This window comes from Motilibacter rhizosphaerae, assembly GCF_004216915.1.
Classification (GTDB): domain Bacteria; phylum Actinomycetota; class Actinomycetes; order Motilibacterales; family Motilibacteraceae; genus Motilibacter; species Motilibacter rhizosphaerae.
On record NZ_SGXD01000001.1, the window covers coordinates 1 to 17,251 of the forward strand.

At 74.9% G+C, this 17,251-nt stretch carries 19 protein-coding genes; 2 read left to right on the forward strand and 17 right to left on the reverse strand.

Annotated elements, in window-relative coordinates; genetic code table 11:
- Nucleotides 1–150: 150 nt before the first annotated feature.
- From EV189_RS00005 to EV189_RS00030, 7 genes are all read right to left on the reverse strand, one after another.
- Nucleotides 151–453: a DUF1416 domain-containing protein gene (locus EV189_RS00005; RefSeq protein WP_130490922.1), complete on the reverse strand. Its 303-nt coding sequence runs from the start codon at nucleotides 451–453 to the stop codon at nucleotides 151–153.
- 3 nt (nucleotides 454–456) lie between these two features.
- A complete protein-coding gene (locus EV189_RS00010; RefSeq protein WP_130490923.1) occupies nucleotides 457–1,299 on the reverse strand; it encodes a sulfurtransferase in 843 nt (280 codons plus the stop codon).
- Between the two features lie 36 nt (nucleotides 1,300–1,335).
- Nucleotides 1,336–1,848 carry a beta-class carbonic anhydrase gene (locus tag EV189_RS00015; RefSeq protein ID WP_231115928.1) on the reverse strand — a complete coding sequence of 171 codons (513 nt, stop codon included), beginning with the start codon at nucleotides 1,846–1,848 and terminating at the stop codon, nucleotides 1,336–1,338.
- A 55-nt stretch (nucleotides 1,849–1,903) separates the two neighbouring features.
- The gene (locus tag EV189_RS21075; protein WP_407938099.1) at nucleotides 1,904–1,978 is read right to left on the reverse strand and encodes a putative leader peptide; all 75 of its coding nucleotides are present in this window, start codon (nucleotides 1,976–1,978) and stop codon (nucleotides 1,904–1,906) included.
- A gap of 414 nt (nucleotides 1,979–2,392) precedes the next feature.
- Nucleotides 2,393–3,088: an LmeA family phospholipid-binding protein gene (locus EV189_RS00020; protein ID WP_165400043.1), complete on the reverse strand. Its 696-nt coding sequence runs from the start codon at nucleotides 3,086–3,088 to the stop codon at nucleotides 2,393–2,395.
- A gap of 10 nt (nucleotides 3,089–3,098) precedes the next feature.
- Nucleotides 3,099–3,347 (reverse strand): MoaD/ThiS family protein, encoded by a 249-nt coding sequence (locus tag EV189_RS00025; RefSeq protein ID WP_130490925.1) that lies wholly within the window; start codon nucleotides 3,345–3,347, stop codon nucleotides 3,099–3,101.
- A gap of 10 nt (nucleotides 3,348–3,357) precedes the next feature.
- A complete protein-coding gene (locus EV189_RS00030; RefSeq protein ID WP_231115929.1) occupies nucleotides 3,358–3,990 on the reverse strand; it encodes an alpha/beta hydrolase in 633 nt (210 codons plus the stop codon).
- 268 nt (nucleotides 3,991–4,258) lie between these two features.
- Between EV189_RS00030 and EV189_RS21055 the strand changes: the two genes are divergently transcribed.
- The gene (locus EV189_RS21055; RefSeq protein WP_130490927.1) at nucleotides 4,259–4,969 is read left to right on the forward strand and encodes a winged helix-turn-helix transcriptional regulator; all 711 of its coding nucleotides are present in this window, start codon (nucleotides 4,259–4,261) and stop codon (nucleotides 4,967–4,969) included.
- Between the two features lie 76 nt (nucleotides 4,970–5,045).
- On the opposite strand, the gene EV189_RS00040 is transcribed toward EV189_RS21055, so the two are convergent.
- Nucleotides 5,046–6,794 carry a bifunctional metallophosphatase/5'-nucleotidase gene (locus EV189_RS00040; protein ID WP_130490928.1) on the reverse strand — a complete coding sequence of 583 codons (1,749 nt, stop codon included), beginning with the start codon at nucleotides 6,792–6,794 and terminating at the stop codon, nucleotides 5,046–5,048.
- Nucleotides 6,795–6,854: 60 nt separating this feature from the next.
- Here EV189_RS00040 and mshD point away from each other — a divergent pair, with 60 nt between their 5' ends.
- Complete coding sequence (gene mshD / locus EV189_RS00045) at nucleotides 6,855–7,772, forward strand: mycothiol synthase (protein ID WP_130490929.1); 918 nt, start codon at nucleotides 6,855–6,857, stop codon at nucleotides 7,770–7,772.
- On the opposite strand, the gene EV189_RS00050 is transcribed toward mshD, so the two are convergent.
- The 9 genes from EV189_RS00050 to EV189_RS00090 are packed head-to-tail and all read right to left on the reverse strand — an operon-like array spanning nucleotide 7,706 to nucleotide 17,222.
- Nucleotides 7,706–8,500, reverse strand: a complete 795-nt coding sequence (locus EV189_RS00050; protein WP_130490930.1) for a PIG-L deacetylase family protein — start codon at nucleotides 8,498–8,500, stop codon at nucleotides 7,706–7,708. The genes mshD and EV189_RS00050 overlap by 67 nt on opposite strands.
- On the reverse strand, nucleotides 8,497–9,744 hold the full coding sequence (locus tag EV189_RS00055; RefSeq protein ID WP_130490931.1) for a glycosyltransferase family 4 protein: 1,248 nt from the start codon (nucleotides 9,742–9,744) through the stop codon (nucleotides 8,497–8,499). The genes EV189_RS00050 and EV189_RS00055 overlap by 4 nt, the downstream gene beginning before the upstream one ends.
- Nucleotides 9,741–11,231, reverse strand: a complete 1,491-nt coding sequence (locus EV189_RS00060; protein WP_130490932.1) for a YcaO-like family protein — start codon at nucleotides 11,229–11,231, stop codon at nucleotides 9,741–9,743. Before EV189_RS00060 ends, EV189_RS00055 begins: the two co-directional genes overlap by 4 nt.
- Nucleotides 11,228–12,067 (reverse strand): sugar phosphate isomerase/epimerase family protein, encoded by an 840-nt coding sequence (locus EV189_RS00065; RefSeq protein WP_130490933.1) that lies wholly within the window; start codon nucleotides 12,065–12,067, stop codon nucleotides 11,228–11,230. Before EV189_RS00065 ends, EV189_RS00060 begins: the two co-directional genes overlap by 4 nt.
- Complete coding sequence (locus tag EV189_RS00070; protein WP_130490934.1) at nucleotides 12,064–12,942, reverse strand: MBL fold metallo-hydrolase; 879 nt, start codon at nucleotides 12,940–12,942, stop codon at nucleotides 12,064–12,066. Before EV189_RS00070 ends, EV189_RS00065 begins: the two co-directional genes overlap by 4 nt.
- Nucleotides 12,939–13,991 (reverse strand): Gfo/Idh/MocA family protein, encoded by a 1,053-nt coding sequence (locus EV189_RS00075; protein ID WP_407938098.1) that lies wholly within the window; start codon nucleotides 13,989–13,991, stop codon nucleotides 12,939–12,941. The genes EV189_RS00070 and EV189_RS00075 overlap by 4 nt, the downstream gene beginning before the upstream one ends.
- The gene (locus tag EV189_RS00080) at nucleotides 13,985–15,049 is read right to left on the reverse strand and encodes a class I SAM-dependent methyltransferase (protein WP_130490936.1); all 1,065 of its coding nucleotides are present in this window, start codon (nucleotides 15,047–15,049) and stop codon (nucleotides 13,985–13,987) included. The genes EV189_RS00075 and EV189_RS00080 overlap by 7 nt, the downstream gene beginning before the upstream one ends.
- The gene (locus EV189_RS00085) at nucleotides 15,046–15,945 is read right to left on the reverse strand and encodes an HD domain-containing protein (protein WP_130491869.1); all 900 of its coding nucleotides are present in this window, start codon (nucleotides 15,943–15,945) and stop codon (nucleotides 15,046–15,048) included. The genes EV189_RS00080 and EV189_RS00085 overlap by 4 nt, the downstream gene beginning before the upstream one ends.
- Nucleotides 15,942–17,222 carry an inositol-3-phosphate synthase gene (locus EV189_RS00090; protein WP_130490937.1) on the reverse strand — a complete coding sequence of 427 codons (1,281 nt, stop codon included), beginning with the start codon at nucleotides 17,220–17,222 and terminating at the stop codon, nucleotides 15,942–15,944. Before EV189_RS00090 ends, EV189_RS00085 begins: the two co-directional genes overlap by 4 nt.
- Nucleotides 17,223–17,251 lie beyond the last annotated feature (29 nt).

Here is a 17,251-nt window from a genome sequence, read left to right on the forward strand (position 1 = left end):
GGGCGCGCACCCTGCCGGCGGGTGTTTCCGGGGGTGTTCCCCCCCGCGCCGCGTGTGTGAGGGGCGGGTCCCGCCCGCCGGGGGCCCCGGGGGGGGGCCCGGGGGGGGGCCCCCCCCCCCGCCCCGGGCCCACGACGTCGGGGAAGAGGGCTAGCCGACCGAGACGTCGACCCGCGCGACCGAGCCGACCTCGCCGACGACGACCTGGCGGTCGACGGGCGCGGCCTGCGGGACCAGCGTGCGCAGGGTCCACGTGCCCGGCGCGGCGAAGAACCGGAACTGCCCGGTCGCCGACGTCGGCACCTCCGCGGTGAACTCGCCGGTGGCGTCGAGCAGCCGGACGTACGCCCCGGCGACCGGTGCGTCACCGCGGGACACGATGCCCGCGATCACGGCCTCCTTCGCGAGGTCGACGCCGGAGAGGTCGAGGTCCTGGTCAGGAGCTCCGCACACGCGTCACTCACCGGTCCCGGTCTCGACGGGCACGCCGACGAGCGAGCCGTACTCGGTCCACGAGCCGTCGTAGTTCTTCACGTTGGCCTGGCCGAGCAGCTCGTGCAGGACGAACCACGTGTGCGAGGAGCGCTCGCCGATGCGGCAGTACGCGATGGTGTCCTTGCCCTCGAGGTCGACGCCGGCGCCGCCGTAGATCTCGCGGAGCTCGTCGTCCGAGCGGAAGGTGCCGTCGTCGTTGGCCGCCTTGGACCACGGGATGTTCTTCGCCGTGGGGATGTGGCCCTTGACCTGCGCCTGCTCCTGCGGGAGGTGCGCCGGCGCGGCGATCTTGCCGGTGAACTCGTCAGGGCTGCGCACGTCGACGAGGTTCTGCGTGCCGATCGCGGCGACGACCTCGTCGCGGAACGCACGGATCGAGGTGTCGGGCTCGGAGGCGGCGTACTGCGTCGCCGGGCGGGTCACCGCGTCGGTCGACAGCTCGCGGCTGTCGAGCTCCCACTTCTTGCGGCCGCCGTCGAGCAGGCGGACGTCGGAGTGGCCGTAGAGCTTGAAGTACCAGTAGGCGTAGGCCGCGAACCAGTTGTTGTTGCCGCCGTAGAGGATGACGGTGTCGTCGTTGGCGATGCCCTTGCTCGACAGCAGCGACTCGAAGCCCGCCTTGTCGATGAAGTCACGACGGACCGGGTCCTGGAGCTCGGCCTTCCAGTCGATGCGGATCGCGCCCTTGAGGTGGTTCTTCTCGTAGGCGCTGGTGTCCTCGTCGACCTCGACCAGGACGACCTTGGGGTCGTCGAGGTGAGCCTCGACCCAGTCGGCGTCGACGAGAGCGGTCTCGCGGCTCATGGGGCTCCTCTTTCTCTTCGGTGGCGGGTGGGAGTGCTAGGCGACCGGGGAGAGCCGGCCGGTGGTGACGTCGTAGACGAAGCCGGAGACCGCGTCGCGGCCCGGCAGGAAGGCGGAGGAGCGGACCTTGGCGACGGAGTCGCGCACGCTCGCCTCGAGGTCGGTGAAGCTGGCGAAGTCGAACGGCGGGCGCTGCCCGGTCTCGCGCTCGATCTCGTCGGCGAGCTCGGGGCCCTGGTAGGTCAGCTGCCCGCACTGGGTGTGCTGGACGACGACGACCTGGCGGGTGCCGAGCTTGCGCTGGCTGACGACGAGCGAGCGCAGGACGTCGTCCGTCACCACGCCGCCGGCGTTGCGCAGGATGTGCGCGTCGCCCTCGGCGAGCCCGAGCACGGTGCCCGGGTGGTAGCGGGAGTCCATGCAGGAGACGACCGCCACGCCGCGTCGGGGCGGCGTCGCGAGCGCGCCGAGGTCGAACCCCTCGGCGTAGCGCGCGTTGCCGGCGAGGAGCTCCTCGACGGGGATCGGGGTGGTGGCGGTCTCGGGCACGGATGCTCCTGGCAGGCGGGCGGCAGCGGGTGAGGACCGGCCGGGGGCCGGCGGTCTAGCAGGGGCGACAGAGGGAGGCGGCGACGCGGCACAGGTCGACTGCGCGGCGCGAGAACAGGCCTCCGGTCACAGCGCCATGGTAGGGCAGCGGACGGGCCGGCCCGTCCGCGGACCGCCAGGCGAGACGCCAGCATCCGAGACGCCCGTCTCAGCGCCACTCGCCGGCCCGTACGCGCGCGGTCAGGGACGCGCGCCGAGGGGAGCAGGACCGCGCTGAGCGGGGCGCACGCGGCCCCCCCGACCCCGTCCTGCTCCCCCGGGCGCGTGTCGCCCCGCCGCGCGGAGCGACCCGCCGCGACGGGGAGGAACTCCGCTCCCCCTCGCCGCGGGTTGCTCCCCCTCGCAGGGCGGCCGGCCCGCTCGCGCGCGGTCGGGACACGCGCCGAGGGGGGGGAGCGGAGCCGCGCTGAGCGGAGCGCACCCGGTCCCCGCGCCCCCGTCCTGCTCCCCCGGGCGCGTGTCGTCCGGCTGACGGAGAGGCGCGTCAGCGGGAGAGGTGCAGGTCCGTGCCGGAGACGGTGAGGACGACGCCGTTCGCGCCCGGCGTCACCTTCGTCAGGCGCACGCCGGCGGGGAGGCCGGGGACGGCGTACGAGCCGCCGAGCAGGCCGCGCACCTTGCCCAGCGTCGCGGCGGGGAGGGCGGCGCCGCCGACGACGCGGACCCCGCGCGGCACGAGCACGACGTGCGTGCCGCTCGCGCGCAGGGAGACCGTCCCCTGCACGTCGGTCTGCCGGCCGGCGACGGGCACCGTGCGGTGCACGACGAGCGCGCCGCCGGAGGACGACAGCGCGCCGGAGGGGAGCTTGGCCAGCGTCTCGAGCTCGGAGTACGGCACCCGGACCGAGCCGTCGAGCCGCCCCACGTCGACGGCCCGCGGAGAGGTCGGGTGGACGTCGCGGAGGTCGAGGTGGACGTCGCGCGTCGTCAGCCCGTCGCGCTCCAGGCTGCCGGCGCGCACCTCGACGTGGTCGAAGCGGCGGCGCAGGGCCTGGGTGAGGAACGGGAAGCCGCCGGTCTTGACGGAGACGTCGTGCCCGCCGTAGCCCTCGACCTCGTGGGCGACCGCACGGTCGAGCAGCCACACCGAGCCGCGGTCCGCGCCGAGGGCGAGCAGCAGCACGGTGACGAGCAGGACCACGAGCGGGACGAGCAGCGCCCCGAGGCAGCTGCGGCGCACGACCCCCACCTCAGCCGCCCGCGAACGGCGGGAGGACCTCGACCACGGACCCCGCGGTGAGGGCGAGCGGGTCGGTGCGCTGGACGCGGCGGCCGTCGACGAGCAGCGAGGCGATGCGCAGCACGCGCTCGAGCCGGTCGCCGTGGCGGGCCACGGCCTCGGCGAGCGCCGCGTCGACGCCGGACGCGTCGACCCGCTCCTCGGGGACGCCCGCGGCCTCGCGCGCCGCGGCCCAGTACCGCACGGTGATCTCCGCCACGTCGCGGACCCTACCCGGCGCCGGGCGCGCGCAGGGCCCGGCGCACCCATCTGCCGATGCGCTCCACCAGCTCGGGGGACGCGGCGCCCTCGGCGTGGCCGTAGCCGTGCTCGACCCAGAGCTCGCGCGGGTCCCCCGCCGCGGCGTACAGCGCCTCGGCGTGGTCGAGCGGGAAGTACCGGTCGCGGTCGCCGTGGACGACGAGCAGCGGGCGCGGGGCGATCCGCGCCGCGCACGCGGTGGGGTCCGGCGGCCAGGTCTCCGGCCGCCGCGGGTCCCAGTGGCGGGTGTCGACCCGGGTGCCGTACGCCCGGGAGAGCAGCAGCGGCCCGAGCGGCCAGGCGACCGCGCGGTGGAGGGTCCGCATCGGCCGGGTGCCCTGGTAGTACCAGCGGCTCGGCCCGCTGACGGCGACGACGGCGTCCGCGGTGCCGTGGACGCCGCCGTGCCGCACGACGCACGCGCTGCCGAGGCTGAACCCGACCGTGGCGACCTTGGCGTAGCCGAGCTCGCGGGCCCAGGCGACTGCGGCCTCGACGTCGTGGGCCTCGAGGTCGCCCAGCGTGGAGCGGCCCCCGGACGCGCCGTGGCCGCGCAGGCTGAGCGTGACGACGCCGGCGGTCCGGCGCAGCTGGTCAGCCACGCGTGTGACGGCTGGAGCCTCCATCGAGCCTGTGAAACCGTGCACGACGACGATCGCAACATCCTCGTAACCGGGACCAGCCACTCTGTGCGCGGCGGCGAGGGGGACGCCGTCGCAGGTGACCAGGGTGGTGCGGAGGTCCGGGCCGGTCCCCACGGGGCCCCCGGCGGAGGAGGAGGCGCTCGGTGCACGCTCGCCGCTCGTCCTGCTCACACGCACTATCCTGCCCGCACCCGCGCGGCAGCCGGTCGGCGGACGGAGGATCTCCATGGCGAACGTCCTGATGCTCACCAACGCCCTGCAGCCCTCGGCCGAGGTGCTGCCGGCGCTCGGGCTGCTCCTCCACAGCGTGCGCGTGGCTCCCGCGGAGGCGTCCGCGCTGCTCGACGCCCCGCCCTGCGACGTGCTCATGCTCGACGGACGACGCGACCTGCCGCACGCGAAGGCCACGTGCCGCCTGCTCCGCACGACCGGGCTCGCCTCGCCGCTGCTCCTCGTCGTGACCGAGGGCGGGCTCACCGCCGTCACCGCGGAGTGGGGCGTCGACGACGTCATCCTCGACAGCGCCGGCCCGGCGGAGGTCGAGGCGCGGATCCGCCTCGCGCTGGGCCGCGCGGCCAGCTCGAGCGAGGCCGAGCGCGGCAGCGAGGTGCGCAGCGGCGACCTCTCGATCGACGAGGCGACCTACGTCGCGAAGGTCCGCGGGCGCGTGCTCGACCTGACCTACAAGGAGTTCGAGCTGCTGAAGTTCCTGGCGCAGCACCCGGGGCGCGTGTTCACGCGGGCCCAGCTGCTGCAGGAGGTCTGGGGCTACGACTACTTCGGCGGCACCCGCACGGTCGACGTCCACGTGCGGCGGCTGCGCGCGAAGCTCGGCCCCGACCACGAGGCCCTCATCGGGACGGTCCGCAACGTCGGCTACCGGTTCGTCACCCCCGAGAAGGCCGGCGCAGCGGTCCTCGAGGAGGAGCTCGCCTGACCCTGGGCGCCCCCTCCCCCTCCCGTGGTCATGCACGTCCTGGTCGCCAGGACGTGCATGACCACGGGGAGCGGGGCTAGGGCAGGCGGGTCACCCGGTCGAGCGCCGGCGCGGCGACCGGCGAGTGCGCCGAGAGGTACGCCGCGAAGGCGTCGATGTCGATCCCGCCGTACAGCGGGTCCGTCCCGAGCTTGAAGGCCTTGAAGTTGTCGCCGCCCTCGAGCAGGAAGTTGTTGCCCGCCACTCGGTACGTGCCGGCCGGGTCGATCGGCACGCCGCCCACGCGGATGTCGGAGACGTGCGCACCGGCCGGCGCCGAGGCGCTCCACGAGTAGGTCAGCCCGGAGACGCCGAGGAACCTCGTCTGGCCCCCGAGCGGGTTGTCGAACTGCTGCTCGAGCACGGTCTTGACCTGGTCGCCCGTGAGCGTCTTGGACACGACGTAGTTGCTGAACGGCTGCACGCTGAACGCCTCGCCGTAGGTCACCTGGCCGTCGCCGAGCAGCAGGTCGTCGCGGATGCCGCCGGGGTTGATGAAGCCGATCTGCACCGGACCCCTGCCGGCCACCGAGGCGTCCTCGCGTGCGGCGTCGGCGAGGATGTCGCCGAGCTGACTCTCCCCGTTGGCGCCCTGGGTACGGGTGAGGTCCGAGCCGATGGTGCCGAGCACGCGGCCCGCCAGCGGCCCGAGGTAGGTCGTGTACTTGTCGATGATCGAGGTGATCTTCGGGTCGGGCGCGACGTCCCGGGTGACGATGACGTTGTTGGCGGTCGTCGCCTGCCGGTCGACGTCACCGGTCTTGCGGTCGATGACGAGGTCGACGTCGGTGATGAGCTTGCCGTAGTTCGCCGCCTGCGTGACGAGCCGCGGGTTGCCGGCCGGGTCGGTCAGCCGGCAGTTGTAGGCCGCGTGGCTGTGCCCCGTGAGCAGCAGGTCGACGGCCGGGCTGACAGCCGCGTTGATCGACACGATCGGCTCCGAGAGCCCCTGGCAGCCGTTGTACGGGCCGGTCTGCGCCCCGCCCTCGTGGATGAGCGCCACGATGGCCTGGACGCCCTGCGCCTGCAGCTTGGCGGCGTACGTGTTGATGACCTGCGCCTCGTCGAGGAAGTCGAGGCCCTGCACGCCGGACGCCGTCACGATCGAGGGCGTCGTCTTGGTGACGACGCCGATGAAGCCGACGCGCAGGTGCTGCGAGAAGCGCTTGACCGCCGTGGCCGCGAGGATCGGCTGGCCGGTCTTCGTGTAGACGACGTTCGCGGCGAGGTAGTCGAACTGCGCGCCGCGGAACTTCTTGCCGCCGTTGTCCCAGTCGGGGCAGCTGTTCTGGTTGTCCGCGCCCGCGCCGTCGCGGATGCAGCCGCCCTTCTGGATGCGCAGCAGCTCGTTGACGCCCTCGTCGAACTCGTGGTTGCCGACCGCGGACACCGCGACGCCGGCCGCGTTCATGGCCTCGATCGTGGGCTCGTCGTGGAAGGCGGCGGACAGCAGCGGGGAGGCACCGATGTCGTCGCCCGACGCGACGGTCAACGTGTCCTTGTGGCCCGCGCGCAGCTGCTGCAGGTGGGTGGAGAGGTAGGCGAAGCCGCCCGCGGGCGTGACGACCGGCTTGCCGTTCGCGTCGGTCCCGGTCGTGATGCCCCCGCTCGGCGGCTGGAGGTTGCCGTGCAGGTCGTTGATGGCGAGCAGCTGCACGTGCTGCAGCGGCTGGGTCTTGATGGAGACGGCGGAAGCGGGCGCGGCGAGCGCACCGCCGAGGCAGAGCGCGGCGCCGGCCGCGACCGCCAGGGGACGAAGGGGGAGGTACCTCGCGCGGCGTGTCATGCCGGGCACCGTAGCCGTGCACGCGCCTGGCGGGAAGGGGGCGGCGGCTAGGTTGTCGCGGTGGTCTCCCCTGCTGCCGAGCTGACCGTCGCTCCCGCCCTGACCGCGGCCGAGGTCGCCGAGGTCCTCGCCCTCGCCGCTGCCGCCTCGAGGGCCGACCGCGTGGCCCCGCTCGGCGAGCACGTGGAGCTGCACCTGCGGCACGGTGGCGACCCGCGCGAGCGGCACCTGCTGGCCCGTACGCCGGCCGGGGTGCTCGTCGGCTACGCGCACCTCGACCCGACCGACCCCGTCGCCGGGCCCGCCGCGGAGCTGGTCGTCGCCCCCGACGCGCGGCGGCAGGGGGTCGGCGCCGCCCTGCTGCACCGGCTGCTCGAGCTCAGTGCTGGACGGCTGCGGCTGTGGGCGCACGGTTCCCGCCCCGGTGCGGCCGCGCTCGCCGCGTCCGCGGGGCTCACCCGCTCCCGCGAGCTGCTGCAGCTGCGCCGCCCGCTCGTACCGCCGCTGCCCGAGGTGGTGGTGCCGGAAGGGCTGCTGCTACGCACGTTCGTGCCCGGGCGCGATGACGAGGCCTGGGTCGCGCTCAACGCCGAGGTCTTCGCCACGCACCCCGAGCAGGGCCGCATCACCCTGGCCGACCTGCACCAGCGCATGGCCGAGCCCTGGTTCGACCCCAGCGGCTTCTTCCTCGCCGAGCGCGCCGGGGAGCTGCTGGGCTACGGCTGGGCCAAGGTGCACGGCGAGGGCCACCCCGCGCTGGGCGAGCTCTACGTCCTCGGGGTGAGCGCGGCGGCCCGCGGGCTGGGTCTCGGCCGCACGCTCACGACGGCCGTGCTGCAGCACGTGGCCGCCCGCGGCGTCCCGACCGCGATGCTGTACGCCGACGCCGACAACACCCCTGCGCTGCGGGTCTACACGGGGCTGGGCTTCACCGTCTGGGCCAGCGACACGATGTTCTCGACGGTCGCGACCGGCTGAGCGAACGCCTCCGTGGCGGGCAGCCCGAGCCGGCGGCCCTCGTCGAGGGCGAGGGTCCGCACCGCTGCTCGCATCCCGGGTTCGCCGCCGAACTGGAAGCCGAGCTGGGACGCGTAGCAGGTGCAGGCATCCTCCTTGGCCTGCAGGGACTCCTCGTCCAGCACGAGGCCGCGCTCTCCCGGCCGTCCGGGGATGCCGTCCCGCATGACGTACGGCGTGTCCCGCCAGAGGCCGAGCGGGAACTGCCTGATACCGGCCCACTCCTCCACCGCCTCGCGGACGAGCCGGTGGTCGACGTGGTCGCCGAGCGCCTGGGGCGCGAGCACGGCCGTGATCTCGAGGTCGCCGGTCGCCCCCTCGAGCGCTGTCGCGATCTCGCCCGGCGTCTCGCGGTCCGCGTCGGCCACGGGTCCGAACAGTGCCGGCGCCGACTCGTACCCGCGGTGGGGCGCCTCGCGGAGGCCGAGGTGGCGCGGCTCGGCCCCGAGGATGCGCTGAGCAGCAGCGTCTTCAGCGCGTCGCAGGGCCATGTAGTCGACTTCCGGCCCCAGCCCCTTGTCGAGCTGGCAAGCGAGGGCGAAGCCGGTGGGACTCGGGACGCTCGCGGTGAACACCGTCGCCACGACGACCCGGCGGTCAGTCCGGGCGAGCGAGGAGAGGCTGGCGCCGAAGGAGAACGCCGCGTCGTCGAGGTGCGGCGAGACCGCCAGCACGACCCCGGTCGTCACAGCAGGTGCGGGGCCGCGCGGAAGCGGCAGTCGAGGTCGACCGGCTCGTCGCGCCACTCGTCCGCCCAGCTCGTGTCGACGGGGCGGGCGAGGACGGCGGCGTACGCGTCCTCGATGCGGTCGACCAGCGCGGGCCAGGACCACAGGGTGCGGACCTCGTCCAGCGCGGTCTTCGCGAGCGCCTCCCGCAGGGCGCTGTCGTCGAGCACGCGGGCGAGGGCATCGGTCAGCGCGGGGACGTCGTGGACGGGCACCAGCAGGCCGTTCTCCCCGTCGCGCACGCAGTCCTCGACCCCGACGGTCGCCGTCGAGACGACCGGGAGCCCGCTCGCCATGGCCTCGAGGATGGTGTTGGAGAAGCCCTCCGACTCCGTCGGCGAGACGAAGACGTCGGCGCCGGCGTAGACCGCCGGCGCGGCCTCGTGCTCGACGCAGCCCGTGTGCCGCACCAGGTCCTCGAGCCCGAGCTCCCGCGTCCGCTCCTGCGAGGCGCCCACGTCGGGCCCGATGCCGGAGACGACGACGCGCAGCTCGCGCCCGTCGTCGTGCAGGGCGCGTACGGCATCGAGCAGGTCGAGGATCCCCTTGCGGCGGTCGATCCTCCCGTGGAACAGCAGCACCGGCGGGTCCTGCAGCTCGCCGGGCTGGCGGACGGGCGTGAACGCCGTCGTGTCCGTCGCTCCGCCGACCAGCGTGAAGCGCTCCTGGGGCGTGCCGAAGCGGCCGCGTACCTCATCCGCGAAGGACGCAGACCCGATGAGCAGCGCGCCAGCACCGTCGAGCACGGCGCGCATCCCGCGCTCGTGGGTGCGGCAGCAGGAGCCGACCCAGTGCCCGTCGCCGCCCTGGATGCTCACGAGGTTCGGCACGCCCAGCTCGGCCGAGGCGCGCAGGGCGGCGAAGCCGTTGGGCCAGGCGTACTGCGCGTGCAGCAGGTCGAAGGGCTTGCGGGCGTGGAGCTCGCGCACCGCCGCGACCATGCGGTCGACGTCGCCCTCGAAGTCCGCGGGGACGACCTGCTCGCCCACCGACTCGAGCGCGACCACCTCGACCCCGTCGGGTACGCGGTCCGCCGGCGGAGGACCTCCTCCGTAGACGGCCGAACCCGCAGGGTCGCCGCGGTACTGGCTCATCAGCACGACCTCGTGCCCGCGACGCACCAGCTCGCGCAGGAGGTTCTCGGCGTAGACGCTCATCCCCGACACCGCGGGCCAGTAGCGCCGCGACAGGAAGCAGATCCTCATCGACCCTCCTCCAGCAGCGCCTGGACCGCGTGCCGGCCCGGCTCGCGGTAGAGCGGGTAGAGCGGCCCGACCACGGCGTCGACCGCCGCGCGGTCGAACCACGGGCGGCCGCCGAGCCGCTCGACGGCGTCGTCGCGCAGCAGCACCGGCACTGCGCCCGCAGGAGGGGCACCCAGCCCGGCGATCCCGTGCAGGCCGGTCGTGCCGTCCCCGGCGTCGAGCAGGCGGCGTACGTTGCGCTCCCCGATGCGGCCGTAGCTCATCGTCTCGACCTCCAGCCCGGGCACGACGACCTTGGCGGCGTACGCGTCGCCCTGCCGCGCGAGCAGCACGAGGACGTCGAGCCCCTTGCCGCGCAGCAGCTCCAGCAGCGCCTGCAGCGTCTCCCGCGGCCCGGCCAGGGCGTCGTCGGTCGGCAGGTCGGCGAAGCGGACCGTCTCCCGCCGGGTGCGGACCGCGGGTGCGACCACCTCGCGCAGCTCGTCCGTCGGCAGCGCCAGCCACCGGAGCATCTCCCGCAGCGCACGGGGTTCCTGTGCTGCCAGGTCGGGACGGAAGCGGTCGAGGTAGCCCTCGGGAGCGATGCGCGCTACGTCAGCGAGCGGGCCGTGCATGAAGGCCTTGCGCGCGCGGGCCGCGGCGAACTCGAGGACCGCCTTGCGCAGCGCGGACTCCCGGTCGAGGGAGGCGGCCTCCCCGGCGGCGGTGGCCATGACCGGTTGCGGGGGTGTGGGGTCGTCGCCGACGACGTAGAGGTTGCTGACGCCGTCCTCGGTGGAGGCGAGCTTCGGCGTCACCGCGATGCCGAGCCCGCGCAGGCGGTGGAGCAGCTCGCGGGTCGCGGGGTCCTGCACGTCCGCGTCGCCCGGCCCGAGGTCGACCACCACGCCGGCGTCGAGGGCGCGGAAGCGCAGCCCGTTGCCGTCGCGCTGCAGCAGCTCGCCGAGGGCGTGGGCGACCGCGCGCTCCGGGCTGTCGCCCGCGCCGTCGCCGTTGGTGATGAGCGTGAGCAGCCGGCCCCCGGGGACGTCGCAGGCTGCCGCGGGGAGCGCTCCGCCCGAGGGCGCGGCGACGTCGACGGGGACGAGGACCTCCTCGCCGGTCTCCCACCGCGCCATCGGCACCCAGTCGAGGACCCGGTCGTCGGAGTACGCCGACCCCGCCTCCAGGCACAGGCTCATCGGGTCGACCACGCCGCGGTCCCCGCGGTCGCGGAGCAGCGCGCGGTAGGAGGCGCGTACGGGGGTCGCCTCCTGCAGGGCGAGGGTGAGCAGGGCGCTCTCCGCAGCCTCGCCCCAGGCGCTGAGGCGCGCGGCCTCCTCGTCCACGCCGTACCCGAGCCCGGTGTGCCAGCCGTCCGGGCCGCGCCAGGCCGCCGACCAGGCCGGCACGCCGGTGACGTCGAGCGGGGTGGTGGCGAACTCCACCACCTCGCCGGGTGGGAGCTGGCGGACGTAGAAGTCCGAGCCGGTCGTGAGGACGGTCATGCGGCGGACTCCCGGAGGTAGCGGATGGTCTGCGGCACGAGCTGGTGGGCGCGGTGGCTGTCGCGGGACAGCTCGACCGTGACCAGCCGGTCGTAGCCGACGTCCTGGAGCGCGTGCAGCACGGCGGGGACGTCCATGTCGCCCTCGCCCCAGACGAGGTGCTCGTGCACGCCCTTGCGCATGTCCTCGACGGCGACGGTGCCGAGGTCGGCCGCGTAGCGGCGCACAGCCTCGTCGGGGAGCAGGTCCCCGGCGACGAGGCAGTGCCCGCTGTCGAGCGCCAGCCGCAGCGGGGGTACGCCGGAGAGCTCCGCGCGCAGCCGCTCCCAGCCCGCCGCGTCCTCGACGAGCATGCCGGGCTCGGGCTCGAACGAGAGGGGTACGCCCGCCTGCGCCGCGTGCTCCGCGACCTGCTGCACGCCGCTGACGAGCCAGCCCCAGGCCTCGTCGAGGTGGACGTCGGGCTTCGGCACCCCCGCCCAGAAGGAGACGGTCTCGGCCCGCAGCACCACCGCGAGGTCGACGACCCGCTCGAGGAACCCGGCACGGCGGCGCCGCCCGTCCGCGCTCGCGGTGACGAACGTCGGCTCGTGCTTGTCGCGCGGGTCGAGCAGGAAGCGCGCGCCGGTCTCGAGCATGACGTCGAGCCCGAGCTCGTCGAGCCGGTCCCGCAGCCGCTCCGCCGCGTCGAGCGCGTCGGGCGCGAGCGGGTCGAGGTGGTGGTGGTCGACGGTGAGGGCGACCCCGTCGTACCCGTTGTCCGCCAGCAGCTCCAGCGCGTCGTCGAGCCGGTGGTGCGCCAGGCCGTTGGTGTTGTACGCGAAGCGCAGGCTCATGCGAGCACGACCGTCCGCACCCGCAGGTCCTCCAGGGGCACCGGCGAGGAGTCCGGCGGCGCCGACAGGAGCCGGTCGACGAGGGCGAGCACCACCTCCGTGGTGATGCCGACGGCGTGCTCGAAGGGCGTGAACACGGTCTCGAAGTCGAGCGCGCCGATGACGTCGCGGTAGGTGCGCAGCTCGCCGTGGGACAGCGGGATCTGCGCGTGGAACGCCTTGTGCGCGCTGAGCGCGACCGGAGTGCCGCGCTCGTCGAGGTCGACCTTGAGCGAGTCCCCGCAGAAGAGCAGGCCGCGGCCGCTGTCGTGGAGGACGCTGTGGCCGGCGAAGTGGCCTCCTGTGCGGTGCAGGGTCAGGCCGGGCGCGAGGTCCAGCCGCTCGTCGGCCGGCCAGGTGACGCGGAACGCCTTGGTCCACACCAGGTCCTCGACGCCGACGCTGACGACCCGCGGGTCGAGCTCGTCCTGCAGCTGCCACAGGGCGCCGTAGCCGTGGACGTGGCTCGAGGCGAGGACGGCCAGCCCCCCGCGCGACCGCAGGTCCGCGAGGGCGTCCGCGGAGTACCAGGGGGCGCACTCGAAGCCGACCTGCCCGTCGGGGGTCGAGATGACCCAGCCGTGGCTGCCGAGCCCGAGGACGGGCTCGGTCCAGTAGTCCAGGACGCCGGGCACCGCCTCGCGCCACAGCGTACGGACCTCGCCCAGGTCGTCCGGCGTCACGAACGAGAACCCGTGGTCCGGCAGGGCGTTGCGCACGTCCGCGCAGACCGGGCACGTGGGCGGCGGGGCGGCCGCGAACCACCGCTGCCAGTGGCCGCAGTTCGTGCAGGACCAGGCGCGGTGGGCCGCCGACGCGCGGGTGGGCAGGGTCATGCGTGGACCTCCGGGCGGGCGGACGGGACGGAGCTCGTGCTCGGCACGTCGACGGCGTCGTGCAGCAGCCGCAGCAGCGCGAGGTCGCGGGAGATCGGGAAGGGCCAGGAAGCACTGCCCAGCAGCGCATCCTCGAAGGCCGCTGCTTGTGCGGTGAACGGGTCGAGCGTGACGTCGAACGCGATCTCGCGCTGCTCCCCGTCGCCGCCGTCGGCGAAGGTGAGCGCGCCACCCGCGGTCTGGCCCATCGTGTCGACCGCCGTCAGCTGCCCGGCCGTCCCCACGACCTCCAGCCGGCGCCGGGGCAGGACGTCGCGGGTGTTGTAGGAGACGTGGAGCGAGACGAGCACGCCGGACGCCGTCGAGCCCACGAGCACCGCACCGTCGTCCACGGAGTAGTCGTGCACCCGCCGCTGCAGGAACGTGCGCGCTGTCGACACGTCCTCGCCGAGCAGCGCACCCACGAGGTCGAGCCCGTGCGGAGCGAGGTCGAGGTAGGCGCCGCCACCGGCGCGTACCGGATCGGCACGCCAGTTGTCCCCCGAGGTGTCCCCCGGCGGCAGCCACTCCGGCGGCAGCCAGCAGCCGTAGACGATGCGGACCGCGGTCACCGTGCCGAGCGCGCCGTCAGCGACGAGCCGGGTGACCTCGCGGTGCGCCGGGTGCCACCGCTGGTCGTACGCCGTGGCCGCGAGCACGCCCGCGGCCTCCACCAGCTCGACCATGCGCTCGGCGTCGGACAGCTCCGCTGCCAAGGGCTTCTCGCACAGCACGGGGAGCCCCGCCGCCGCGGCGGCAGCGACGACGGGCAGGTGCGCATCGTTGGGCGTGGCGACGTAGACGGCGTCGAGCCCGGCTCCGGCCAGGGCGGACACGTCCCCCGCCGCCGCGGCGCCGGGGAGCATCGCCGCGAGCCGCCCGGCTGCCGCCAGGTCGCGGTCGACGACGAGCGTGACCTCGCTGCGCTCGCTGGCCCGCAGCGCGGGGACCATGTGGTCGCGGGCGACCCAGCCCGCGCCGACGACCGCCCAGCGCAGGCGGCTCACCAACGGTCCGGCAGGTCGAGCAGCACCCGGCGCCGAGCCCAGGACTCTCGCCGCAGCAGCAGGTCTTCCTCGTCGGGCAGCACCCGCGGGAGGTAGTCGGAGCGCGCGGCGTAGTCGCGCGCGTAGCGCTCGGAGGGCCAGCTCTGCCGGCCGTCCGCACCGTAGAGCGGGTTGACGCGGAGCTCCCGCCACGGCAGCGGGGCCGCAGGGTCGGGGACGGCGTCGATGTCGTCGCGCGGGCGCAGCACGAGGCTCACCGACGAGGCCTGCTCGAGCTCCCGGGCGCTGCGCGGGCGAGCCGGCTGGCCCCAGACAGCCTCCGCGACGAGCTCGTCGTCGTCGTACGCCTCCGCCCCGGGGAAGAGGTCGAGGAGCTCGGTGGGCGAGAAGTGGTGACCGCCGCCTCCGCGCTGCACCAATCGGTTCGGCACACCCCCGACGACGAGACGACCCGCCGCGCGCGCGAGCCGCCGCGCGGTGCCCGCCGGGTCGGGCAGGAAGTAGAACGCGTCGTGGCAGACGAGGACGCCGCCGTCGGACTCCGACCACGGCCAGGGGTCGGCGACCGCGTCGAAGCAGGCGAGCTCGACGGAGGACTCGGCGGGCAGCACGAACTGCCGTGCCAGCCACAGCTTCGCCATCACGACGTCGCCGCCAGCGAGGTCGGTGACCCCGTGCAGCGCGAGCTGCCGCAGGAGGACGCCGGTGCCGCAGGCGATCTCGCGCACCGGCTGCCCGCGCTCCGGCCACACCCTGCGCAGCAGCGCGAGCCCCGCGAGGAAGACCGGGTCGGACCAGCGGTGCGCGAAGTAGTCACCCACGCGCCCGAGCCGCAGCGCGGACATCGCCTCGCGCATCGTCGGCGCCGCCAGGGCCGACCGGGCCTCGGCGAGGTCCGGCGGGCGCTCGTCCCACCAGTCGTCGCAGTCGCGGAGCAGCACGGCGAGCGCCTCGGCGTCGTCCGCCGCTGCCAGCGCCTCCGCCGCCAGGTCGGCGCGGCTCCCCCGCGCGTACGGGATGCCGTCGAGGACGAGCGGCGCCCGCTCGCCGGTGGCGGTCACGCGCGTACCCGCTGGGGCAGCAGGCCGGCGCCCGCCAGCACGTCGAGCTGGTAGTCCTGCACCGGCCCGGGATGGACGATATCGAGGTCGACCAGCGCCTGGTCGGCCGTGAAGGCCGCGGCGCGCGCGTGGTGGTGCACCTGCAGGACGCGGTCGAGCACGTCGGCGGCGTGGAACGCCCTCCCGAGCGGCGTCTCGGCGTCGTCGCGCGCGGGCAGCAGGGCGGCGACCTGCCCGCGCAGCGGCTCGGGCAGCTCCTGCAGCGCCGCGCCGGTCAGCGTCGCCAGCACGTGGTCCAGCGCGTCGCCCAGGAAGACCTCGCCGGAGTAGCCCGAGTCCGGGAGCACCGCGTTGTGCAGGTGGTGCGCCAGCCCGAGGAGGTACGCGTCGGCGGGCGGCGCCCCGACCAGCGGAGCGAGCAGGGCGGCGTAGACGCCGGTGGTGAAGCAGTGGTCCCCGTGCGACTCCGGGGGCTCGACGAGCACGCGCGGCCGCCCGGGGTAGGTCGCGCCCGCCCGCGGCTGTCGGACGAGGGCACGGGCGAAGGCCGGCGGCGCTCCCTCGGCCGGGAGCGGGCCGGGGACCGGGGCCCAGGCACCGGGGAGACCCGCGGACACGTCGGCAGCGGCAGCGCCCACCACCGCGAAGGCCTCCTGCGGCGCGAGGCCGCCGCGGACGAGCACCGGGACGTCGATGCCGCCGAGGCGGGCCGCCGCGAGCGCGGCGGCCACCTCGGACTCGGCGACGTCGGCGACCGGCTCGCCCTCGACCAGGCGTGCCCACGAGCGGAGGAACGCGTCGTCCGCGACGGAACCCTCGATCGCGGCGTGGCGGACCCGCTTGAGGTCGCCGAGGTCCCGCAGGGCCTGCGCCCAGTCGGCGAGGACGAGGCTCACGCCGCCGTCGCGCGGGGCTCGAGCCACTCGAGGAGGACGCGCTCCTGGACGTGCAGGGCGTGCTCGGGCACGGCGCCGCGCTGGCGGGTGACCGGCGACTTGAAGAAGTAGCCGAGCTCCTCGACGACCCCGCCCTGGCCGCGGTGCTGGGCGAGCGCGGTCAGCCTGGCGAGCTCGATGACCAGCGGCGCGGCGAGGACGCTGTCGCGGCAGAGGAAGTCGACCTTGATCTGCATCCGGCGGCCGAGGAAGCCGACCAGGTCGATGTTGTCCCAGGCCTCCTTCTCGTCACCGCGCGGGCGGTAGTAGTCGATGCGCACGAGATGGTCCTCGACGGGGTAGCCGAGGATGCTGTCCAGCACGGACTTCTTCGTGCCGAGCTTGCTCTGCAGGCTCGCGGGGTCCTCGAGCGCCTGGCCGTCGCGGTTGCCGAGGATGTTGGTGCTGTACCACCCCTCGACGCGCAGTGCGCGCGAGCGGAAGGCCGGTGCCAGCACCGTCTTCATCATCGTCTGGCCGGTCTTGCCGTCCTTGCCCGCGAGGGGCACGCCGGCCTGCTCGGCGAGCTGGACGATGGCGGGCACGTCCCCGGCGAGGCTGGGGGTGAAGTTCACGTAGCCGCAGCCGGAGCGCACCGCGGCGTACGCGTAGAGCATCGCGGGCGAGATCTCCGGGTCGTCCGCGTCGAGGCCGGCCTCGAACGCCTCGGCCGTCTGCAGCGCGGGCGCGGCGAGGTCCGGCGTGCGCTCGGTGGAGGCGAGGTTCACGACGACGAGCCCGCCGAGCGGCGTACCACCCGGACCGCCCGAGGACCTGAACCGCTCCAGGTCGGCGACGAGGTGGCGGGCCTGGGCGCGCAGCTCGCTCTCGCCCTCGGCGCGGGCCGGGGCGATGACGTTGGCGCCGCTCACGTTGCGGCAGAACTCCACGGAGCCCACCGCCGGCCAGGGCGTCTGCTCGGCGAGGGTGCTCTGCACGGCGCGCAGCTGCGCGGGCTCGAGCACGGCGTGGACGTCGGCGGCCTTGCCGAGGTCGTCGGCGCTGAGGTCCCAGCCGCCGAAGACGAGGTCGGTGTACGCGTGCAGCCCGGGCACGTCGACGCCGGAGAACGGGAGCCCGTCGGTCGTCGCGGCACCGAGGCGGAGCAGCTCGACCCCCGCGACGGCGGTGGTCGCGACGGCGCCGCCGAGGCCGACGACGGCGACCCCCAGCGTCGAGCTGGTCGCAGCCGCGCTCGCGGGAGCGGAGGTGGAAGCGGTGGACGAGCCTGCAGCCATGGCGCGGGGCTCCGATCGATGAGGTGGGT

What these genes read in the sequence shown, in the direction of transcription:
- EV189_RS00010 (WP_130490923.1), bottom strand. Translation starts at nt 1,299, where the DNA reads ATGAGCCGCGAGACCGCTCTCGTCGACGCCGACTGGGTCGAGGCTCAC.
- EV189_RS21055 (WP_130490927.1), top strand. Translation starts at nt 4,259, where the DNA reads ATGGCGAACGTCCTGATGCTCACCAACGCCCTGCAGCCCTCGGCCGAG.
- EV189_RS00040 (WP_130490928.1), bottom strand. Translation starts at nt 6,794, where the DNA reads ATGACACGCCGCGCGAGGTACCTCCCCCTTCGTCCCCTGGCGGTCGCG.
- EV189_RS00055 (WP_130490931.1), bottom strand. Translation starts at nt 9,744, where the DNA reads ATGAGGATCTGCTTCCTGTCGCGGCGCTACTGGCCCGCGGTGTCGGGG.
- EV189_RS00060 (WP_130490932.1), bottom strand. Translation starts at nt 11,231, where the DNA reads ATGACCGTCCTCACGACCGGCTCGGACTTCTACGTCCGCCAGCTCCCA.
- EV189_RS00065 (WP_130490933.1), bottom strand. Translation starts at nt 12,067, where the DNA reads ATGAGCCTGCGCTTCGCGTACAACACCAACGGCCTGGCGCACCACCGG.
- EV189_RS00070 (WP_130490934.1), bottom strand. Translation starts at nt 12,942, where the DNA reads ATGACCCTGCCCACCCGCGCGTCGGCGGCCCACCGCGCCTGGTCCTGC.
- EV189_RS00090 (WP_130490937.1), bottom strand. Translation starts at nt 17,222, where the DNA reads ATGGCTGCAGGCTCGTCCACCGCTTCCACCTCCGCTCCCGCGAGCGCG.